The organism is Bacteroides sp. OF03-11BH, assembly GCF_003604005.1.
Taxonomy (GTDB): domain Bacteria; phylum Bacteroidota; class Bacteroidia; order Bacteroidales; family Bacteroidaceae; genus Bacteroides; species Bacteroides ovatus.
In genome coordinates, this window is record NZ_QTMW01000026.1 from 23426 (window position 1) to 46807 (window position 23382).

Here is a 23382-nt window from a genome sequence, read left to right on the forward strand (position 1 = left end):
GATTTTTAAAAGCTTATTGGTTATAATCGAAAGCAGGCCGTTCGCTGAAATCCTAAAAAAACAATACCTTTGCACATCACATTCCTTATAAATAATACATCTTATGAAGAAACTCTGCTTCCTTATTTTTTGCACTCTCTTTTCACTCACTGCATCATCAATAGAAACGGTGGATTATACACAAGGACTTTCCATATGGTTCGACACTCCCAACAATCTCGACGGACAAGCTGTCTGGCTACGCGCTTCGGGCACAGGGGCGAATCCGGACAAGACATGGGAAAGCCGTTCGCTACCCATCGGGAATGGTAGTCTGGGAGCAAATATCATGGGCTCCATATCCGCGGAACGAATCACACTGAATGAAAAGACGCTTTGGAAAGGTGGACCGAATACTGCCAAAGGCGCCGAATATTATTGGAATGTAAACAAACAGTCGGCAGGTGTATTGAAAGAAATACGACAGGCTTTTCTGGACGGAGATTCCCAAAAGGCGGGGTATCTCACACAAGAAAACTTCAACGGGCTGGGAGCTTATGAAGAAAAAGACGAGACTCCGTTCCGCTTCGGTGCTTTTACCACGATGGGAGAACTTTATGTGGAAACCGGACTCAGCGAAATCAACATGAGCAGTTACCGCCGCATCCTGTCATTGGATTCGGCTATGGCCGTGGTGCAATTCGATAAGGACGGGATACGGTATCAACGAAAATATTTCATATCCTATCCGGACAGTGTCATGGTCATGAAGTTTACTGCCGACAAAGGCGGAAAACAGAATCTTGTGCTTAGCTATTGTCCCAACAACGAAGCAAAAAGCCATCTGGAAGCAGATGGAAACGACGGATTAGTATATACCGGAGTTCTCAATAACAACGGAATGAAATTCGCTTTCCGAATCAAAGCTATCCACAAAGGGGGAACACTGAAAGCAGAAAACGACCGGATTATTGTGAAGGATGCTGACGAAGTGGTATTCCTGCTTACGGCAGACACCGATTATAAGATGAACTTTGCCCCGGACTTCAAAGACCCGAAAGCCTACGTCGGCAACGACCCGTCACAAACGACTCTGGCTATGATGAACAATGTCCTGAAAAAAGGTTATGACGAGCTTTATCGTAATCACGAAGCCGATTATACCGCACTGTTCAATCGGGTACGTTTTGAAATTAATCAGGAAATCGGCAGTCCCAACCTGCCGACCTACAAACGACTGGCTAACTATAAGAAAGGTACGCCGGACTATCAGCTCGAACAATTATACTATCAGTTCGGACGTTACCTGCTCATAGCCAGTTCACGCCCCGGCAATATGCCCGCCAACCTGCAAGGATTGTGGCACAACAATACCGACGGCCCGTGGCGGGTAGATTACCACAATAATATCAACATTCAAATGAACTACTGGCCTGCGTGCCCCACCAATCTTCCGGAATGTACATGGCCTTTGATAGACTTTATACGTAGTCTGGTAAAACCTGGCGAGAAAACAGCGCAAGCCTATTTCAACGCCCGCGGGTGGACAGCGTCCATCTCTGCCAATATCTCCGGATTCACAGCTCCCTTATCCAGCAAATCTATGGCATGGAACCTGAATCCTACTGCCGGTCCGTGGCTGGCAACGCATATATGGGAGTATTATGATTATACGCGTGACACGAAATTCTTAAAGGAAATCGGCTACGACCTTATCAAAAGCAGCGCACAGTTTGCGGTAGACCACTTGTGGCACAAGCCCGACGGGACTTACACCGCCGCGCCTTCCACCTCTCCCGAACACGGTCCGGTGGACGAGGGAGTCACTTTCGCGCATGCCGTAGTACGTGAAATATTACTGGACGCTATCCAGGCAAGCAAGGTACTCGGAACGGACGCCAAAGAGCGCAAGCAATGGGAAAACGTATTGACCAAACTCGTTCCGTACCGCATAGGACGCTACGGCCAGTTACTGGAATGGTCTACCGACATAGACGATCCGAAAGATGAACACCGGCACGTCAACCACCTGTTCGGATTGCATCCGGGACATACCATCTCTCCCGTGACTACCCCCGAACTTGCACAGGCAGCCAAAGTGGTACTGGAACATCGCGGAGACGGCGCTACCGGCTGGAGCATGGGTTGGAAACTCAACCAATGGGCACGACTGCAAGACGGAAACCATGCGTATAAACTGTACGGCAATTTGTTGAAAAACGGTACGTTGGATAACCTCTGGGATACCCATACGCCTTTCCAGATAGACGGAAACTTCGGTGGTACGGCAGGAATAACCGAGATGTTATTGCAAAGCCACATGGGATTCATCCAACTTCTTCCCGCTTTGCCGGATGCCTGGGCAAACGGCTCGATAAGCGGAATCTGCGCCAAAGGGAATTTTGAGGTTTCTGTCTCCTGGAAAGAGGGACAACTGGAGAAAGCTATCATTCATTCCAAATCCGGGGTTCCCTGCAACGTAAGATACGGAGACATGACGCTCAAGTTCAAGACCGTAAAAGAAAACAAAATACGCTGTTCTGTCAAGCCTTTTCTTTATCATACAGTTAGTCGGTGTTCTCCCTCTCCGGGCAGAACACTATTACTTTAAACAAATCTCTCTGAAAGAAGGGCTGCCGTCCAACGTGCGCTGTATTCTCCGGGATGAGCAAGGTTTCGTATGGATAGGCACCAAATCGGGACTGGGAAAGTTCGACGGGCACGAACTGAAAAGATACAAACACCAGGCAAACGACCCGAACTCGCTTCTCCACAACCTGATTTATCAGATTGCCGAAGACAAGCAACACAATATCTGGGTACTGACTGAAAAAGGTATTGCCCGCTACCAGCAGCAGAGCAACGACTTCACGTTCCCCACGGACGAGGACGGGAAAAATATCACCGCCTATTCTTTCTGCCTTGTCCCGGACGGAATCCTCTTCGGCGGCAAGGACAGGATTTACAAATATAGTTATGACGATTCTTCTCTCCGGCTTCTGCAATATTTCAACGCCAACTCTTTTAAAATCAACGCTCTCAGTATGTGGGATTCAAAGACGTTGCTCTGTTGCAGCCGTTGGACAGGCATATACCTCGTAGATCTGCATACCGGAGAGCACAGACGCCCCCCTTTCGACTGCGGGCCGGAAATTACCACCATGATGACCGACAGCCGGAAAAGAATATGGATTGCTCCTTACAGCGGCGGACTTCGTTGCTACTCATACGACGGCAAACTACTGGCTTCGTACTCCACCCGCAACTCCGCCCTCAGTAACGACATCGTCCTAAGCCTCGCCGAAAGGGAAGGGCAACTGTGGATAGGAACGGACGGCGGCGGAATCAATATCCTCACCCCCGAAACCGGGGAAATCTTCCAACTGGAATATATCCCGGGACGTGAAAACTACTCTCTCCCCGCCAACTCTATTCTCTGCCTGCACAACGACCACAACAACAATATATGGGCAGGAAGCACCTGCAACGGATTGATCAGCATCCGGGAAGTGTTCATGAAAACCTACACCGACGTAGTCCCCGGAAACGACCGCGGACTAAGCAACAGCACCGTGCGAAGCCTTTACCGCCAATCGCCCGACAGTATCTGGATTGGTACGGACGGCGGCGGTATCAACCTCTTTAACCCGCGTACCGAGAAATTCACCCATTATCTTTCTACCTGGAACGATAAAATAGCGTTTATCAGCGGATTCACTCCCGGAAAACTACTGATTTCCCTTTTCTCCAAAGGAGTATTTGTATTCAATCCCGCAACCGGGGAGAAACAACCTTTTACCATTGTCGACAAAGAAACAACGACGCAACTTTGCAACCGGGGAAAATCGGTCAACTTATATCAGAACACCCCTAACACCGTGTTATTACTGGGCGACCATGTCTACCAGTATCACCTGAAAGAAAAGAAATTCGACAAGGTCACCGGAGAAGAAGGGAAAAGTATTGTCGGCACGCTCGTCCCCTTCAAGCACGAGAACAATCGGACTTATATCAACGACTTCAAACATATCTACGAACTGCATGACGGGGATTCCTTGCTGAAAACAACCTTCGAATGTTATCAGGATACCGTAATCAGTTCGGCGTCACACGACGAGCACGGCGATTTCTGGATAGGAAGCAATTTCGGCCTTATCCACTACAACCCCGTTTCCCAAAAGCAGACGCACATCCCTACCAACCTGTTTACCGAAGTCAACATGGTGCAATGCGACCAGAGGGGCAAAGTATGGATAGGTGCGGATAATCTGCTTTTCGCCTGGCTCATACAGGAACAGAAGTTTGTTCTCTTCGGAGAGTCGAACGGAGCTATCCAAAACGAATATCTGCCCAACGCCCGGTTGGTAAACAATGAGGGGGATGTCTATATCGGCGGTGTAAAGGGTATGCTGCGCATTGACGGCCAGTTGCTGCTGAATACATCGGAAATGCCGGAACTGCAACTGTTGGATATTATCATCAACGGTGAGCCTGCACAGAACAAGCTATATAGTCATCCGGCAGCAATCTCTGTCCCATGGGACAGCAATATCACTATCCGAATCATGTCGAAAGAAGAGGATATCTTCCGCAAGAAAGTCTACCGCTACCGGATAGAAGGGCTGAACGACCAGTATATCGAATCGTACCAGCCGGAATTGGTAATCCGGTCATTGCCGCCGGGCAATTACAAAATTATGGCTTCATGCACAGCGAAAGACGGCAGTTGGATTCCCAACCAGAAAATACTGGAACTAACCGTACTCCCACCGTGGTATCGCACGTGGTGGTTCATTCTTGGTTGTGCCATTCTCATTGCCACCATAATCATCGAAACTTTCCGCAGAACATTGAAGCGTAATCAGGAAAAACTGAAATGGGCGATGAAAGAGCATGAGAAACAGATGTACGAGGAAAAGGTACGTTTTCTTATCAATATCAGCCACGAACTACGGACTCCGCTGACGCTTATTCATGCGCCACTCAATCAGATTTTGAAGTCGCTCTCTTCCGGAGACAGCCAATATCTGCCGTTAAAAGCCATCTACCGGCAGGCACAACGGATGAAGAACTTGATTAATATGGTACTCGACGTACGGAAAATGGAAGTAGGGGAGAGTAAACTGCAAATTCAGCCTCATCCACTCAATCAATGGATTGAACACGTTTCGCAGGATTTTATCAGTGAGGGGGAAGCAAAGAATGTGCATATCCGCTATCAGCTCGACCCACGGATAGAGAAAGTCAGTTTCGATAAGGACAAATGCGAGATTATCTTAAGTAACCTGCTTATCAATGCCTTGAAACACAGTCCGCAGGACACGGAAATAACGATTGCTTCGGAACTGCTGCCTGAAGAAAACCGGGTGCGTATCTCCGTCATCGACCAAGGATGCGGACTGAAGCAAGTGGATACGCACAAGCTCTTTACCCGATTCTACCAGGGAACAGGAGAACAGAGCGGAACAGGAGTCGGCTTGTCCTACTCCAAGATTCTGGTGGAACTACACGGCGGCTCTATCGGGGCACAGGATAATGAAGAAACCGGAGCCAGCTTTTTCTTTGAGTTGCCGTTGAGGCAGGAACTGGAAGAAATCATCTGCGAGCCAAAAGCTTATCTGAACGAGTTGATGATGGATGAAAACAGCGGGCTGCCATCCGTAAAAGAAGTATTCGATACCACTCCATACACTATTCTCGTAGTGGATGACAATCCGGATATGACAGACTTTCTGAAAAGAACGTTCGAAGGATACTTCAAACGGATAATTATCGCCGGAGACGGGGTGGAAGCCCTTCAACTGGTCAGAAGCCATGTCCCTGATATTATAGTCAGTGACGTGATGATGCCCCGGATGAACGGCTACGAGCTTTGCAAAACGATTAAAGAGGATATTGCCATCAGCCATATCCCTGTTATCCTGCTGACTGCCAAGGATGACAAGCAAAGCCTGATAAGCGGCTATAAGAATGGAGCGGACGGATATTTAAGCAAACCTTTCGAAGTGGAAATGCTAATGGAACTTATCCGCAACCGGTTGAAAAACCGGGAATATACCAAGAAAAGGTATCTGAATGCAGGATTAATCCCCACACCGGAAGAAAGTACAATCAGCCTGACAGACGAAACATTCCTGATTAAACTGAATAGTATCATCCAGGAAAATATAGATAATACCAACCTGGGCATCCAGTTTATCTGCCAGGAAGTAGGATTGGGGCGTTCTTCGCTTTATAACAAGCTGAAAGCACTTACAGGCATGGGAGCGAACGAATATATCAGTAAGCTCCGTATAGAAAAAGCTATTACATTGATATCCGGCACGGATATGCCCTTCTCTGAAATTGCAGAGAAAACCGGATTTACCACTCCGAGTTATTTCAGTACGACATTCAAGCAATATACGGGAGAGACGCCCAGTCAATATAAAGAAAGGAAAAAGAAAGGTCTGACTGATCAATAATAATACCATCATTATTCTTTCTTTATGCTGGCTGAAGTTTCCGGCTGCAAGCCAATGCACCGTATATTGACCGATTACAAAACGGGCTGCCACAGAATCACTTCTCCGGCAGCCCTTCTTTCATTAAATTAGAAAACAGAGAGTATGATACAGTTTATTCCTGACCTCCCCCTAAAGCACGGTATAGGTTAATTAAACTTTGTATTTCAGTAAAATGATTGGCCGTCTGCGATAGTTGCGCACTAAGCAATGACTGCCGGGAGGTAAGGACTTCCAGATAGGTTGTATTACCATGCTCCATCAACAGAGTAGTGCTTCGCAGAGCCGTTTGCAGGAAAGTGATCTGTTTATCCAGCAAGATTCTTTTTCCCTGACTGGTTTGATAGGCAATCAACGCATCATTCACCTCACTACCGGCATTGAGCAACGTTTGCTGAAAGCCGAGCGCTGCTTCTTCCTGTTGCGCACGGGCAATGCGGTATTGTGCCACCACCTGCCCTCTGTTAAAGAGCGGCTGCGTAAGCGAACCTACCGCTGACGCGAGAAACTTGCCCGGATTGATAATCATCGCCCCGGCAGAGTTTGTCCATCCGGCACTCCCGCTCAAAGTGATGGAAGGATAGAAAGCCGAACGTGCCGCATTGGTGCCATAGAACGCCGCTTCCAGCGTCCGTTCTGCCGAGCGGACATCCGGACGGGAAGAAAGCATCCGTACAGGAATCCCTATCGAGAAGTCGGCAGGAAACTGTTGCTTTGCCAATACACCACGCTCATAGTTGCGTGGCGTCTCCGCCAATAATAAGGCAAGACTGTTCTCCACCTGATTGATCTGCTGCTGCAAATCGAGAACCGAACCCTGCACCTGATAATAGGCCGCCTCCATCTGCGACACAGCGGATTCGTTCGCCAGTCCGGCATTCATCAGAGCGCGGGTGGAGGCCACGGTTTCTTTCCATGCCGTCTCCGTCTGACGGGAAAGGTCGAGTTGCTCATCCAGCATCAGCAGGGTATAGTAAGTATTGGCTATGCCTGTCATCAACTGGGTACGGACAGCCTGACGATAATCCTCGCTTTGAGCATAAAGTGCTTTCGCCTGTTTTTTGGCATTGCGCATACGACCGAATACGTCCAGTTCCCAACTGGCAGTAACGGGCAATGAATAAGCCTGCGTAGCCTTGTGTGTATCAAAACTGCTCACCGTTCCCTGCGGGGAAAGGGCAAAAGCAGGCAGAAAAGCAAGTTTGGCAGACATCAGTGCCGCCTGTGCCTGTTCCACACGAAGCTGGGCGGACTGATAGTCGGTATTAGTCTGTAATCCCACTTCGATGAGGGATTGCAGATAAGGATCGGTGAAAAGTTCCCGCCAGTCCATATTACCCAGACTGGCAGTGTCCTCGGCCACCACTTCCTCCCCATAAAGATGGTCGGGGACGATAGTGGCGGGTTTGTATTTGGTATAGATGCCACAACCGCTCAACGACAGACTGATGGCAACTAATGTGATGATATTCTTCTTCATTCTTTCTTTCATTTAGTTACGTTCGCGTTCAACTTCACTCTTTTCTTTCTCTAAAAGCACCTGTACGTCTGCTTCCTCCTCCATCGGTTTGCGGATTTTTTCCTGCAAAAATTCAAAGATGATGTAGAAAACCGGAACGACAAAGAGCAATGCCAGTGTCCCGACAACCATACCGCCTACTACACCCGTACCCAGCGAACTGTTACCGTTGGCACCTGCACCGGAAGAGAACATCAGTGGAAGCATACCGAAAATCATCGTCAATACCGTCATCAGGATAGGACGCAAGCGGACTTGTGCGGCAGAGTAAGCAGATTCCACGATACCCATTCCTTTGCGACGGCGCTCTATGGCGTACTCTGTAATCAGAATTGCTGTCTTAGCCAACAAACCGATTAACATAATCACCCCTGTCTGCAGATAGATATTATTCTCCAATCCAAGGAATTTGGCGAAAAGGAACGAACCCATCAGTCCGAACGGCACAGAGAAGATAACGGCAAACGGCACGAGGAAACTCTCGTAAAGACAGGCCAGAATCAGATAGATCAGGAAGACACAAATCGCATAGATAAAGACTGTCTGTGCACCACCGCTACTTGCTTCTTCGCGTGCCATACCACCATATTCGTATCCGTAGCCTGCCGGCAAAGATTGTGCGGCTACTTCTTCAATGACTTTCTGCACCTCACCGGAAGAGTAACCGTCGGCAGGATTCACATTGGCAGTGATGGTACTGTAAAGATTGAAACGGTTGGCCGTTTCCGGTCCCAGCACTTGCTTCAGCGTTACGAACTGGCTTACCGGAGCCATCTCCGTGCCATTGCGTACAAACATATTGTTCAATGCCTGTTCGTCGAGACGATATTCAGGTGAAGCCTGCATCATCACACGATATACTTTACCATACTGATTGTAGTTGGAAATATACGCACCACCGCAATAGCTCCCCACTGCATCGAGCACCGCACTTGGCGAAATACCCGCACGCTTACATTTGGCAGCATCCACTTCCACCGATATCTGCGGGAAGTTGATAGCATAAGAGGTATAAGCCATTGCTACCTCCGGACGCTGGTTCAAAGCACCGAGGAACTGTATAGCCGCTTCATAGAACGTAGCCAAATCTCCACCCGTCATGTCCTGAAGGTTCAGTTCGAGGGAGTTACCCATACCGTAACCCGGAATCATGGCAGGCTGGAAGCTGAATACTTGCGCTTCCTTTAAAGATTGGAATTGTGCATTGAGGCGGGAAACCACGGCATCCGAGCTATGTTCCTTACCTTTTCGTTCACTCCAGTCCTTCAAGCGGATAATGATTGTACCGTAAGAAGTTCCCTGCCCGGATATAAGTCCATACCCTGCCACGCGGGCATAGTGTTCTATTTCAGGTGTATCTTTCAGGATATTTTCCAAACGGTCCATCACCTTCGTTGTTTCTTCGAGCGTGCTTCCCGGTGAAATGCTGACATTCACCATGATAACACCCTGATCCTCCTGCGGCACAAGTCCCGTCTTGGTGGTACTCATCAGATAAACCAACAGGGCAACGGCAACTGCCAACGAAGTCCATACCATCCAACGATGGCGGATGAAGAACATCACACCTCTCTTATATTTACCCAGTACGGCATTGAACGAAGCATTATACGCAGCGCGTACCCGTCCGTTAATACTCTTAGCGCTCTTGGTTCCGTCCGACGGACGCATCATGATGGCGCACAAAGCAGGACAAAGCGTCAAGGCCGAAATCATGGAGATACCTACGGCAGTTGCCATTGTGATACCGAACTGTGTATAGAACACGCCCGAAGTTCCTCCCATAAATGTAACGGGAATAAACACAGCCATAAACACACAGGTACAGGAAACGATAGCCATCGTCACATCGCCCATTGCATCTTTAGTGGCAAGATAAGGCGACTTATACCCGGCATCAAACTTGGACTGCACCGCTTCCACCACCACAATAGCATCATCCACCACCGTACCGATGGCAAGCACCAAGGCAAACAGCGTCAGGATATTCAGACTGAATCCCGCAGCCACCAGACAGGCAAACGTACCTACCAATGATACGATAATGGAGATGGAAGGGATAAGAGTGCTTTTAAGATCCTGCAAGAAGAAATATACCACAAGGATTACCAGGATGATGGCAATAATCAGTGTCTCCACCACATTGTGTATGGAAGCGAAAAGGAAGTCGTTCGAACTCATCATGGTGACAAACTCCGTTCCTTCCGGCAGATTTTTCTCCATCCGCTCTATCTGCGCGGTAATCTCTTTATTAACAGCGGTAGCATTGGAACCGGCTGTCTGGAAAATCATATAGAGAACGGCAGGCTGACTGTCCATCTCACTACGGAAACTATATGTCATAGTGCCCAGCTCTACTTCCGCCACATCTTTCAAGCGGAGTATCGATCCGTCCTCACGCGAACGGACAACCGTATTCTGAAATTCCTCCACGCTCTTCAGGCGTCCGCGATATTTCATCGTAAACTGGAAAACGTTCTGCGAACTCTCACCCAGCGAACCGGTAGGAGCTTCAATATTCTGCTCACCCAGTACAGCGGTGATGTCCGACGGTACCAGCCCGTATTGTGCCATCCGTTCCGGTTTCAGCCAGATACGCATACTATACGTATCACCCAGCTCCATGACGTCTCCCACTCCCTCAATACGTTTTATCTGGGGAATAACATTGATGTCCAAGTAATTGGCCAGGAAAGTCTGGTCATAACGGCCATCAGTGCAGACCAAAGCACCGATCTGCAAGAAACTGGTCTGGCGCTTCATCATGCTTACACCGACTTTCGTCACTTCGGCCGGAAGTAATCCCTGCGCCTTAGCTACACGGTTCTGTACGTTGACTGCTGCCATATCGGGGTCTGTGCCCTGTTTGAAGTAAACCTGAATAATAGCCAAACCTGCATTGGAGGCACTCGAACTGATATACATCATGTCTTCCACACCGTTGATACTCTCTTCCAGGGGCATGATGACACTGTTCATCACTGCCTCGGCATCAGCACCGGTATAGCTGGCAGTCACATATACCGTCGGAGGTGCAATATCGGGATATTGCTCCACGGGCAACGTGAAGAGTGAAATAAGCCCGATAGCCAGAATCAATACGGAAATGGAGATTGCCATCACCGGCCTCTTTATAAACATATTTCCTTTCATAATCAGTCTCCTTCTTATTTAACTTGCGTGCCTTCGCGCACCAGTCCGGCGCCTTCCGATACAATTTCATCACCGGCTTTCAGTCCGCTCAACACTACATATTCGCGTCCGTCATTGATACCGGCCACAGTTATCAGGGTAGAGACAGCCTTACCGTCCACTACCTTATATACAATAGTCTTGTCCTGCATCCGCACGGTAGCCGTCTGCGGAATGGCAATACAGTCTTTATAGATACTCGGCACTACTACCGTGCCCGATGCTCCGCTATGAAGCAACCGTGATTCGTTGGGGAACACCACACGTGCTACGACAGTACCCGTCTGGCGGTCGATGACTCCGCTGATGGATTCAATGACACCTTTCTTATCATAAACCGAATTGTCGTTCAAGTGCAATTCCACTTCCGGCATATTCTTCAATGCCTCATCCATATCACCATACTGGCGGGTAAGGGCAAGCAACTGATTCTCGGTCATGGAAAAATAGACATACATATCCGAGTTGTCGCTGACTGTGGTAAGCGGATAAGGCATATTAGCACCTACCAATGCACCCACGCGATAAGGCAATGCGCCTACTACTCCGTCACTGGGACTTTTCACCTCGGTATAAGAAAGGTTGTTGCGGGCACTGATTTCCTGGGCTTCGGCCTGTGAGAGTTGTGCCTTGGCAGTGAGATAAGTGTTCTCGGCTGTTTTCAGACTAAATTCGGAAACAACTTTCTGTGCATACAGTTCTTTGTTGCTCTTGTAAGTCAGTTCGGCGGTACCCAGCCCGGCACGTGCTGCTTCTACATTGGCAGTGGCAGTTTTCAGTGCAGCCTTGTAAGGAACCTGGTCGATAACGAAGAGTAATTGTCCCCGGCGTACTTTCTGTCCTTCGGTCACACAGAGTTTCTCAATCGTTCCCGACACCTGTGGATAAATATCAATATCCTGTCGCCCACGTATGCTCGCCGAATAGGAAGAAGAAAATTCCTTATCCACCGCTTCTATCTGCATTACTGCATAAGAAGAAGATTTCACTCCCGCATCCGATGCCTGCTTGCAAGATGCCATCCACACTGTACAACCGACAATCCCTATCAGCCGTATCCATTTTTTGCTTACTGTAATCATACTTTCTCTTTTGATCTTTTGTTAAATCCTGGACAAAAGTAGGAGAAAAGAACAAGGCAACAGTGACCAATTTCCCTCCATAAATGTCCCATTCTCGCCATTTACGTTTATTACAGCTAACTATTTGGCAATAAACGACATATCAAACAAATCTGAAGAAGTATGGGACATTCTGTTTTCCCGATTATTCACCAACTTTGCAAAAAGTAAAAAAGGAAAGAACATGGAAAAAGAGAACATTATTACGGTGGATATAGAGGATTTTAAGGACAGTCAGCACGTCCTTGATTATATAGATGATGACTTTGCGATAGTCAACAGTCTGGAGGGGACTCCTTATAGTAATGATACAATCAAACTGAATTGTTTTCTCATCGCGGTTTGCATAGAAGGGTGCATCCAGCTGGACGTCAACTACCGGACCTACAAGTTGCAGGCAGGCGAGCTGCTGCTCGGTCTGCCCAACACGATTATCAGTCATACGATGCTTAGTCCTAAATATAAAGTCAGGCTTGCCGGATTCTCTACCCGTTTCCTGCAACGTATTATTAAAATGGAAAAGGAAACGTGGAATACTGCCATTCATATCCACAACAATCCGGTGAAGTCGGTTGGCAACGGGGAGGATAAAACTTTCTTCGGATTCTACCGGGATTTAATTATAGCCAAGATAAACGATGAGCCTCATTGCTACCACAAAGAAGTGATGCAATATCTCTTTTCCGCTATCTTTTGCGAAATGCTGGGACAGCTTCACAAGGAAATGGAAGCTGCCGGCAACACGGAAGGTTCGAAAGAAGGCATCAAACAGGTGAATTACATTTTGCGGAAGTTCATGGAACTGTTATCGAAGGACAAGGGTATGCACCGTTCGGTGAGTTATTTTGCCAACGAGCTTTGCTACACTCCGAAGCATTTCTCGAAAGTCATCAAACAGGCGTGTGGCAGGACTCCGTTGGATTTGATTAATGAAACTGCCGTGGAGCATATCAAATACCGATTAAAACGTTCGGAAAAGTCTATCAAGGAAATTGCGGAAGAGTTCAACTTCCCCAATCAGTCCTTTTTCGGGAAATACGTAAAAGCGCATTTGGGAACATCACCGGCCAATTATCGGAACAGAAAAGAAGAATGACAAAAAGAATAGATTCTTATGTTAGAAAAATCTTTTTGGGAGTCTTGCTCATCTTACTATAAAAAATGAGTAATAATGTGCACATTATTACTCAATAACACTAAGATAACTCCCGATTCTTGACTTATACATAAGTCTATATTGCTGTTTCAGTTCTTTAGAAAGGAAAGAATGTTCAATCAGTTTATCTGTTAATTCATATACCTTAGTATATTTCTCCAGACAAGAGTTTACCAAACGTTCGGGTAGGCCTATTTTCAAACCAAAATAATAGAATGTTTTTCCTGTAACCGCCGATGCAGCACCGAAATAATCCGATTCAGGATTAACAAACAGACCTTTGCTCATGGCAAAGATACCATCGTTTATATGGAGATGAGTATTCAATAAATCGTATGCAGGAGATAGGCGGAATCTTCCTTTTTTCTCTTCCAATAAAGAAAAGTTCTTTAAATGAGCGTCGCCGTTAGAATAGACAAAATTGAATAAAACAAGCTCAAAGAAACGTAGTTTATCTACTTGTGGCACAGAACTGTATTTATCTATAATTCCTGCGAACTCTTCATAAGCCAGATTATCATATTTATAATCGGAACCTCCATTTTTCCTGGTAAGCCCGGCTAAAGAAGCAAAATCCTCCTTTTGTAACTTTCCTTTCTCCGACAAATCAAAACGTCGTACAAAATAAGCAGGGGTTCCGTCCTGAAAAAAGCATAATCCATTAGGAGCTGTCGGAATCCCATATACTTGCGCAGCTATCTGCATTGTCAAATGTTCGTTAGCAGGACAAAACTCCTTGTTACGAAGATTATTAGGGACAGGCTTTAATATGAATTCGCCTTGTTCTCCCTCTTTGGTTAATCGCAATATCCCGTCATCGGCAACTAAAGAATACTTAATCTGGACTCCTGAAACAGATATGCGTTTGCTATTGTTATTGAAGATATCAATGCCGACATTATCATCAAAATGCTTATAAGGCAATTCACAAGATATATTTTCTCCGTCAAAAAGCTGTTTCAAGGCTTTGGGTGAGTATCCGCTTTCTCCGCCAGTCTCCCGTAAAAGTGAGGGACAAATATGAGTATCTGTTTCCATTATCACACTTGTTTAACTGTTATTGCTCCGATTGTATCTGTATGGGCAGTAGCCAGAAGAATACCAAAATCATCCTCTTCATCAATATGCAGGTTTCTAGCTTGAATAATACGATTATCCCCTTCAGATGTCATATTAAAAAAGACAGGGAAAAGATAGGAAGAGGTATATTCCTGCTGTGTCTTGGGCATGGTCAGTGAGACAGCTGGGAGTTGTGGATTATTATAATAGTCCGTATCATAACAGAATGAATAGTGTTCACGATCTATTTCTGTTAACAGACCGGCATAAATACCTTTTATATAGACTTTGGCAAATCGACTCATATGCGTGTCTATTATTGAATATGAATACTAAGTCCTAAAGTTTTCAGGACATTAAAAAGGACATCGAAGCGGGGATTACCACTTCCACGTTCCAAGCGGACCAAAGCGTTAATCCCTATTCCTGCAAGAGTTGCCAACGTAGCCTGATCCAAGCCCAACTCTTTACGCCTTTCGCGAATATGTTTTCCTATCTCTATTAAATCCATAATTCACCATATATAGAAACTTTCTCACAAAGATAGAATCTTTTTAGTATAAAAACAAGTAAATTCACCATATACAGTGAATTTGCACATAAATAGCATAGTATTAAAGCATACTATCATGCTTTTCACCATATATGGTGATTTAAAAGAGATACATGCTTATAAAGGAAAGACATTGATTGCTGAAAGAAGTGCCAACATGAAGAATTGTATATTTTACCTATCCTGCTCTTTATATTTCGAGCCCTTCCTTGCACTTCATGAAAAACGCCCTCCATTTAGAGTTACAGATTTCGCAAATAACACAAAATAGGCATTATTAGCAAACAAGTTACAATAAAAGCAGTTAATCAAAAGCATAAATAGCTATCATATCACAAAGGATATATCAGATTGCTATTTATAAATAAGCAGTAGAAAAAGACAAAGTAGCTCAATATATCCTCTTCAAAAACCCAATTCAGCTTCCATTAAAAGAAACCGATGGTTTGATTATAGCAAACGGAAGGTTTGTTTAAACCAAACGGAAGGTTTGATTACGGCAAACGGATGGTTTAGTTACACCATATCGTGCATATTTCAAGGAAATAAATACAAGATAAAGAGAAATAATGCATATTCTTGCAATTGTTCATGCAGTTTATTTTCTGTTTGGCCCTTTTCTTTCTTTCCTTTTTCTGTGAAGTTCTTAAAAACAGAACAGATTCCCCGTTATATGAAAGTACCTTGTATCCGGAGACAGGCAGAAACTTTCATATAACGGGGAATTCTATTTCATATTCTCAATGAAGAGAATCCATGAAGAGAATCAACGATTCTCGGTATCTTTCATACAACGTACGGAGAATGCATGGGAACGACCGGAGGAATGTGTCCAGGTCTTATCGGAGACTTTATAATACAGAGAAGTAGCTCCCTGATCCTTGTCATTTCCATAACTGCTTGCCGATGAGTTAGACCAATAACAAGCGGCTCCCTTAGCGGTATCCAATCCTGTATTGTTGCCATTATTACCACCGTTGGAACCCCACTTACAACCTGCCAACGGCCAATATGCGTAATTCGTACCGTCATAGCAATATTTAAATACCGCAGTTGCGCTCTGTTTCACAAATTCTCCTTTCTGCTCTATCTCATCCAATACACGAGGAGATACAACCCGGTAACCTTTCGGACAAGGATCATAAATAGATTTATGACCGTCAGAAGGATTGAGATAAGTGCTCGATTCGTTCGGGTTGCCCCAGAAGTCATCTTTACGATCGGTACGTGCACCGGTCCATGCACCTAGATACCAGTCGGATTTTGTATTCTCCACATTATTGGTATAAAGCAACGCACGAGGATTTTCTATAGAGAAGCGGACGTTGGTGGCTTCGGTAGGTATATTAGTACCCACGGTTCCCGACCAGCCGACCGGCGTAGGACGTCCCCATTGGAAGTAAACACCGTTTTGCTTCCAGTTGTCTCCTTCACACGTCATATAAGTACCCAGATTACGATCCAACACTACATATCCCGTATTACCATAAGGATGTTCTGCCGGAGTAGGGGTCATCCAGATAATAAAACTCCAGATGACGGTAGTCTGATCCGCTCCATAGATAGCCACCTGACCGCAACCGCCGTCATAGCCTCCGCTTACTTTATAGGTGTTGATCGTAATATTGTAATCACTGCCAATAGGGGAGATGTCCGTAGTAGAGCCATTCACGGCAATCATCTTATGATTAACGTTCAAATCGCAACCTAGAATAGTCTTGGCATACTTGGGTTCTTCCACTTCCATAAAGTTACCACGTGCTTTCACGCTCATCGTATTGCTCACGCCACTGGTAGAAATATTCGTCAACAGACAGTTGGACTCGCCATAAGCCCATCCTCCTGCCAGCAGACGTGTCTCTACCGGCTCGTACCATTCGCAGGAATTATCCGAAAGTTTCAGGTTGTTGACAGCAATCGTATTGACAGCATTGGCTTTCAGTTGCTTTCCTTCTTTGAGAATAGGAATTGTAACAGTCTGCTGGTCATTCTCCAGAGTGATGACAATGTACACTTCTTTGCCGCTCAAATCGGCAGGATATGTAGTCAGGTATATATCCTGTGCGGAAGCGAGCAGTTCGGGAGTAGTCAGTGAAACAGTGGCATACGGTTTCACATCCGTACCGTAGGTCAGTTCGTCCGTATCCAAATCTGCTGTGAATACACCGGAAAGAGGAGTCTTTGTCTCCTTGTCATATAAAGAGACACTCTTGAGTTTGTACGTAGAAAGCTCCTGGGACGAGATACTGAACTTCACATAAGCCATCGCATGGTTCAACGTAAATTTAGCAAGCATATCCGGACCGCTGACCGTAGCCTTGGCAAACGCAAAACCATACTTTCCAATATGATGGCTATCGCCGGGACGGCTTTGTTCCTGCTCAACAGACAGGGTAGAAGTTATCTTGTTGCCATTTTCGGCCAGTTCCGTACTTGCTCGATAAGGATAGTAAATAAGAAGTTCCGTAGCTCCTTCTTCCGCCATCTTCACGTCGTCCGAAGTAAAGACGCCGGAGTTCTGCCCGATCGACTCATCACTCAATAAAGACTGCACATTATTGATGTCGGTCCCTGCCGTACGGGAGAAAACACCCAAGGCATCCCCTTCGCTCCAAATCACCGGATAAACATCCCCTGTTTTGTCACCGATAGAAACACGCGTCTGCGGAGACGAGAGTCCAACCAATGTCAGACATGAACCTGCCGTTGCCGGTTCTTTGCCGTTATCGGACGAAATAAGTTCGTCCTGCGTGCAACTTGTCATCATGAGAATCATTGCACCTATTGCAAATAATCTATTTTTCATACCATTCATTCTTTTGAGTTACACCATTTTTACCATTCATTCTCTTCCAGATCACCGGCAGAACCGCCGTCACTCCATGCGCCTTCCGTTCCTGAAGCTTTCCAGGTCTGGAAAGCGGAACACACGGCACGTCCTTCGGCATTATAGGCGATGATCGCACTGATGTAATTCACTCCCGGACGTAATCCTTCGGTGATTTTGCGTGTATAGGGCAGAGATACGGGTTCTCCGTTCTCTTCTACAAATTTCACCAGTTTCACTTCAATATTATAGTCAAAGCCGATGTCGGCCACCGGATAGAATTCAATGACTTTCGCTCCGAACGTAGTTCCTGTTTGCTGCTCGGAAGTAATCAGAGCCGTATTGTCCGCAATCTCCGAAACTGTCAGGTTCATGGTGGGAATGACACGCGGAGCCGAATCATCCTTGTCCGAACAGGAGGCAGTTATCAGCAGTAGTACGAAGATAAATGCCATGCTAATATGTAAGTTCTTCATAATCATATTGTATTAGTTTTATTTTTGTAGATTCTTATACCGCAGCAACGCTTCTAAAAAGTAATAATCGGCATACGTCAGGGGGACATCCACTTCGCTTTTATCAGGAAGTGCACCCACGCTGTGCTTCAGGATGAAACATTCGTTCGTACCCGGTTCTGCCAGATACTCTTTCGAGGCAAGCGTACGGAGTTGCTTTTCTGCCATGGCAAGATAAGATTCCTTGGCTTCCGTGCCGGGGATATAACGGCTTAGTTCGATAAAGGCGGAGGCCATGATAGCCGCAGCGGAAGCATCCCGATAGGTCTGTTCTTCTACCGGAGCGTCGAAATCCCAGTAAGGAATACCGTCGGCAGGCAAACGGCGGAGCAGCATATCGGCAATATGTCCGGCTTGCAACAGATAGTTCTGATACCCCGTCAAGCGGAACATCATCGTATAGCTATACAAGGCCCATGCCTGTCCGCGGCTCCAGGAGGAATCGTCCGAGAAGCCCTGCACCGTTTGTTTGCCGTGCACTGCACCCGTTTCAGGATCATAATCCACCAGATGATACGTGGAATAATCATCCCGGAAGTGATGCTGGATAGTGGTATTGGCATGCGTACAGGCAATGTTCTGCAAGGAGTCGTCGGCGTAGGCTTTCGACATGGACAACAGCAGTTCAAGGTTCATCATATTGTCAATAATCACCGGGAACTTCCAGTCGCAACCTTTGCGTACAAAGTCCCAGCTACGAATCACACCGGCAATAGGGTTGAAGCGGGTTGACAAGGATTTGGCGCCCTGATAGAGCACTTGTTTATAAGCCTCATTACCTGTCAGCCGGAAAGCATTGCCATAACTGCAATTCAACTGGAAACCGACATCATGATCCCTGGTCACGTATTGTATAGAGTCGAGTTTCAGCGTGTTCTTCTCGGCCAGTGTTTTCACTGCTTCATTGTCTGTATATTCGTAGATATACCAGAGGGAACCGGGATAGAAGCCGCTGCACCACCAATAAATATTCGAGGGAACAAACTCACCGTCGGCAGAGAACGTGCGGGGAAGTGTCTTTTCTGTCAGGCGGGTGTCCATAGTCGTGTATTGTTGCTCTGCAACGGTAAATACACGGTCAATCAATGCCTCCATCGGCTCCTGCTTCGTGCAGGAGGCCAATGTCAAAAGTCCGAGTATAGATATTAATAGGATTCTCATACGTTCCATTCTTTTTTATTTGGGGGACAGGGTTGTGGTAAATGTGGCGGTCTGATTGGCGGTGACCGTTGCTTCAAAGCCGACCATATAGGTGCCCGGATTAGCCTGGTCATAAGAGTTCTCACTGGTGGTACTCCATTGCTTGTAGGTAGGCTTCACGCTTCCGCTGGCTGTGAGATACATCACTTTGCTTCCGTTCGTTAGTACGATGCGGTTACTTTCCACCGTCGGAACGGCAGGCGTCACCATGCACCAGCGTACTTTGGCGGATTTATCCGTTCTCGCCTTGATCTCATCCATAACCACTAAATCTTTATCGTTCACGATTTTCACGGTACGGGTAGCGGACGCAGCCTGATCGGACACTACTTCTGTCAGATCGAAAGTGGCTCCCAATTCCGTAGTGGTATTGATAGTAGTAGTCAGCGTAGCCGCCCCATTTACCCGGTGACGGGCATCATTAATTGAGATCGTGCTATGATTCAAGTTATTCAAACGGAATACATCCCAACGCATCGAGTTCTGTCCCATATCCCAAAGATTACCACCTAAGCCGGCTAATACCGACTCGAGCGTTGTATAACTTTGCAGACCGAAATCCATCGACCAGCGTACTCCATACGCGTCGTATACAAACGAACCGGCATCCATGTGTCCGTGGCTCGAACCTGCCTTGCCGCCTTTGATTCCGAGGTATTTGTCCGTATCGGTGTATGTCCAGTCGGTATGTACCATCACCACAGGCGTTTCCCCTTTTCCACTCCATAGTTTATTGGAAGGAGCGGAGATTGCGTCCAGATTCAGATTATTGGCAAACGCCATAATCATCGGCAACAGGCGGTTTTCGGCACAGGAAGCGTATTCGCCGTTCTTCAGCATTTTCAGCTCATTATATAATAAGGACGGATTACTGTATTTATCGGCAAACCACCACGAAGCCAATGCCGCGGTAGAAGAGGGGGCACAGTCGGAATAATTAAAGAACTTGCTGTTCAAGCCTGTCATATACAGCATATACTCTGCCGTCTTGGAGAATCCCGGTGTATCGGAAAGCCCGTTATCCGTGCCGAGCGTACTGTTGAGGGCGGCAAGCATCAATACCTGATAGAGCGTGCCGTAACACCAGTAACCGCTGCCCTCCGGATAGTTGCCGTCGGGAGAATACATCACTTCCAATGCAGGTTTGTTGGATTCTAACGCCTTTTCAATCATGTCCTTTGCTTCGGAAGGATTGTTTTCATAAGAAGCCAGTGCCGCACAGACCAGCCCGCCATTGCAAACCTGGTTCCAGTTGTTGGTGGCTTCGTAGAAGTTGAGGTTCCAGTTCTTGTTCTGTGCCTGTTGGAAGGCAAACTTCAACAATGCGTTGGCCGCTTTTGTACGGGTGGCTGCGCTTAGTTCGTTGTAGAGCCAGTCGTAGCCGAACGCAACAGCCGTAGCCATTTCGCCTACATCGAGAAAGTGGCGTTTCGAGTTCCAGTCGGGAAAGTTGCAGACAGCGTTGATATCCGTTTCCGCTTTAGTCAGGTATTTGGCATCGCCGGTCATCCGGTAGGCATAAGCGCAGGTGAAAATACGCAGTAATGCATCACGAGACACATCGAGGATACGTTTGTTGCTGGCATCCAATTTATAAGTCAGTGCCGTGGCGTTCATCCCTTTGCTGTTGCACACTCCCATAATGGTATTATGGAGCAAGGTCAGATTGGCACTCGAATTGGCATCCACTTTGGCTTTCAATGCAGTGAAAGCCTCGGCGTTCATCAACAGGCGGGGATGATTATCCGCGGTCAGTTTGGAATAATCCAGTCCACCCTCCGGCTCCGTGGGATTCGGTTTCTCATGGGTAGATCCCGGACGGAATCTGTTCTCATCTTCATCGGAACAACTAACGGCTGTTCCCACAAAGAAAGCTATGATGATTGTTTTAAAAAGAATCGTTTTCATGGTTCAATGAATTTATTTGTATTACTACTTCAAAGGAATAAGTCGTACTTTCAGTTGCGCGGTACGATTGGCAGGAATCACCGTCTCAAAGCCCACGCGAATGGTTCCCGGATTGTGGAAATCATATTCATGCGGGGGCACATTCGACCAGGTTTTCATTTCTACTTCCGTATCGGTATCTACCGTCAGCAGCATCCGTTGACCGTCTTTGGTCAATTCCATCCGGTTCTTGCCCGTTATTTTGGCTTCCGCCGGAGTGACCATAATCCAGGATACGGTAGCTTCCTTGTCACCCGTCTCCAAGCGGTCGGTCACTTCCAGATGGTCTTTCTGATCCAATATCACGGTGCGGACGGCTTTCTTCACGCTGTTGGCAAACACACTCGACAGGTCTACTTCCGCCCCTTTCTGTTTCTTCGACTCGAAAGTACGGGTGATCGGGGCATTGCTCTCTACCAAATGGCGTTCTCCGTTAATCGTCAACGTATTGTGAGCGATATTGCTTAGCCGGAATACTTCCCAACGTTGTCCGTTCTGCGACATATTCCACAGGTCCACTCCCTTACTTTCGAGTGTGATATAACTCTGCATCCCCAAGTCCATCGCCCAACGCACTCCGTCTCTCTCGAAGATAAACGACCCGGCATCCATGTGTGCATGAGAGGTAGAGGGCGAACCTCCTTTCACTCCCAGATAGGTATCTTTCTTGCTGTCCCATCCGCCACGGTAGATAAACACAGGCGTATCTCCACGGTTAAACCAGAAGTTTTTCTTCGGCTTTCCGATCCGGTTCAGGTCGAGCTGTGAACAGAACACCATCAGGCTGGGCAGTAAACGGTCTTCGGCAAACTGCATATCCGGGCGGTCGAGATACTGACGTTCGATCCACAACAGGGAAAGGTCTTTCGCCTTGCCTGCAAACCAGAACATCATCATATTACACTCTGCCTCTACCGGAGAGTCCGAGAAACAGAAACAGTCTCCGCTCGGAGCCGTCATATACTGCATGAAACGGGCAGATTCCATGAAGCCGGGGGCTTGGGAGAGCCCATTGTCTGTGCCGAAAGCACTTTCGAACGCAGCAATGAGCATTACCTGAAAACTTGTCCCGTACCCCCAATATCCGAACCCTTCGGGATAACCTCCGTCGGGGCCATAACCTACCATCGCTTTCGGATTTGTCTCCATGCATTTCTCTATGATGCCTTTCGATACCTCCGGAATCTCTTCAAAAAGAGCCAGCGCGCCATACGCCAATCCACTATTACATACGGAATTCCAGTTATTCTTGGCTGTATAGAACCAGGCATGACGGGTGTTCTTTGCCGCGTCGAACCCTTTCGCGATGATTGCTTCGCGCACCACCCGGCGGGTGTCGGGCTGCAAAGAGTCATACAGCCAGTCATAACCGATAGCCAATGCCATTACCATCTCACCCACATCCAGGAAATGAGTAGGGTTCCAGTCGATGAAATGACTAACGGCCAGCATCTCCTGTTCCGCACGGAGAGCGTATTTCTGATCTCCCGTCATACGATAAGCGTATGAGAGGTAATAGATACGCTTCAATGCGATGCGCGAAATCGCCAGCAGGCGTTTGCCCTCCTTGATACGTTCCACAGGTGGTTCCGTAAGTGTCCGGTCGCAAAGTTCCATGATCCGTTGGTGAACTGCTGCCAACGGGGGATACTCCGCAATAGCTTTCTTGATAACTTCTTCTCCACCCTCCGGCAATAACAGCCGGGGATGAGGCGCTATCTTGCCATAGTCAAACTGTTGCGCAAATACACCTGTGCAACCGGATACAAAAATGAGTAATAGTAAAAGTATTTTCTTCATCCTTATTCAAA

General features: G+C 47.0%; 14 protein-coding genes. 3 read left to right on the forward strand and 11 right to left on the reverse strand.

The window, feature by feature from the left end; genetic code table 11:
• Positions 1 to 103 precede the first annotated feature (103 nt).
• Together DXA54_RS17930 and DXA54_RS17935 are read left to right on the forward strand one after the other, a co-directional pair.
• Positions 104 to 2590 carry a glycosyl hydrolase family 95 catalytic domain-containing protein gene (locus tag DXA54_RS17930; protein WP_243647663.1) on the forward strand — a complete coding sequence of 829 codons (2487 nt, stop codon included), beginning with the start codon at positions 104 to 106 and terminating at the stop codon, positions 2588 to 2590.
• A complete protein-coding gene (locus DXA54_RS17935) occupies positions 2520 to 6443 on the forward strand; it encodes a hybrid sensor histidine kinase/response regulator transcription factor (protein ID WP_120080221.1) in 3924 nt (1307 codons plus the stop codon). The genes DXA54_RS17930 and DXA54_RS17935 overlap by 71 nt, the downstream gene beginning before the upstream one ends.
• A gap of 154 nt (positions 6444 to 6597) precedes the next feature.
• Here DXA54_RS17935 and DXA54_RS17940 read toward each other — a convergent pair whose 3' ends face one another.
• From DXA54_RS17940 to DXA54_RS17950, 3 genes are read right to left on the reverse strand one after another with little or no spacing between them, the layout of a single operon-like run.
• Positions 6598 to 7962 carry an efflux transporter outer membrane subunit gene (locus DXA54_RS17940; RefSeq protein ID WP_120080235.1) on the reverse strand — a complete coding sequence of 455 codons (1365 nt, stop codon included), beginning with the start codon at positions 7960 to 7962 and terminating at the stop codon, positions 6598 to 6600.
• Positions 7963 to 7974: 12 nt separating this feature from the next.
• A complete protein-coding gene (locus DXA54_RS17945) occupies positions 7975 to 11154 on the reverse strand; it encodes an efflux RND transporter permease subunit (RefSeq protein ID WP_120080223.1) in 3180 nt (1059 codons plus the stop codon).
• A 14-nt stretch (positions 11155 to 11168) separates the two neighbouring features.
• Positions 11169 to 12275 (reverse strand): efflux RND transporter periplasmic adaptor subunit, encoded by a 1107-nt coding sequence (locus tag DXA54_RS17950; protein WP_008646951.1) that lies wholly within the window; start codon positions 12273 to 12275, stop codon positions 11169 to 11171.
• A gap of 223 nt (positions 12276 to 12498) precedes the next feature.
• Between DXA54_RS17950 and DXA54_RS17960 the strand changes: the two genes are divergently transcribed.
• Positions 12499 to 13410, forward strand: coding sequence for a helix-turn-helix domain-containing protein (locus DXA54_RS17960; RefSeq protein WP_004322625.1), 912 nt, complete (start codon positions 12499 to 12501; stop codon positions 13408 to 13410).
• An 87-nt stretch (positions 13411 to 13497) separates the two neighbouring features.
• Here the strand turns inward: DXA54_RS17960 and DXA54_RS17965 are convergent, their stop codons facing one another.
• The 8 genes from DXA54_RS17965 to DXA54_RS18005 all read right to left on the reverse strand — a co-directional run bounded on the left by DXA54_RS17965 (position 13498) and on the right by DXA54_RS18005 (position 23371).
• On the reverse strand, positions 13498 to 14508 hold the full coding sequence (locus tag DXA54_RS17965; protein WP_004322628.1) for a type II toxin-antitoxin system HipA family toxin: 1011 nt from the start codon (positions 14506 to 14508) through the stop codon (positions 13498 to 13500).
• Positions 14509 to 14510: 2 nt separating this feature from the next.
• Complete coding sequence (locus DXA54_RS17970; protein ID WP_074559264.1) at positions 14511 to 14834, reverse strand: HipA N-terminal domain-containing protein; 324 nt, start codon at positions 14832 to 14834, stop codon at positions 14511 to 14513.
• An 11-nt stretch (positions 14835 to 14845) separates the two neighbouring features.
• Positions 14846 to 15040, reverse strand: coding sequence for a helix-turn-helix domain-containing protein (locus tag DXA54_RS17975; RefSeq protein WP_004298788.1), 195 nt, complete (start codon positions 15038 to 15040; stop codon positions 14846 to 14848).
• 808 nt (positions 15041 to 15848) lie between these two features.
• Entirely contained in the window at positions 15849 to 17888 is a 2040-nt protein-coding gene (locus DXA54_RS17985) for a fimbrillin family protein (RefSeq protein WP_120080237.1), read from the reverse strand.
• A gap of 29 nt (positions 17889 to 17917) precedes the next feature.
• Positions 17918 to 18391: a hypothetical protein gene (locus tag DXA54_RS17990; protein ID WP_004316116.1), complete on the reverse strand. Its 474-nt coding sequence runs from the start codon at positions 18389 to 18391 to the stop codon at positions 17918 to 17920.
• A gap of 12 nt (positions 18392 to 18403) precedes the next feature.
• Complete coding sequence (locus DXA54_RS17995) at positions 18404 to 19585, reverse strand: glycoside hydrolase family 88 protein (protein ID WP_120080239.1); 1182 nt, start codon at positions 19583 to 19585, stop codon at positions 18404 to 18406.
• A gap of 15 nt (positions 19586 to 19600) precedes the next feature.
• Complete coding sequence (locus tag DXA54_RS18000; RefSeq protein ID WP_008646941.1) at positions 19601 to 21532, reverse strand: heparinase II/III family protein; 1932 nt, start codon at positions 21530 to 21532, stop codon at positions 19601 to 19603.
• 24 nt (positions 21533 to 21556) lie between these two features.
• Positions 21557 to 23371: a heparinase II/III family protein gene (locus DXA54_RS18005; protein WP_008646940.1), complete on the reverse strand. Its 1815-nt coding sequence runs from the start codon at positions 23369 to 23371 to the stop codon at positions 21557 to 21559.
• Positions 23372 to 23382: the final 11 nt, after the last annotated feature.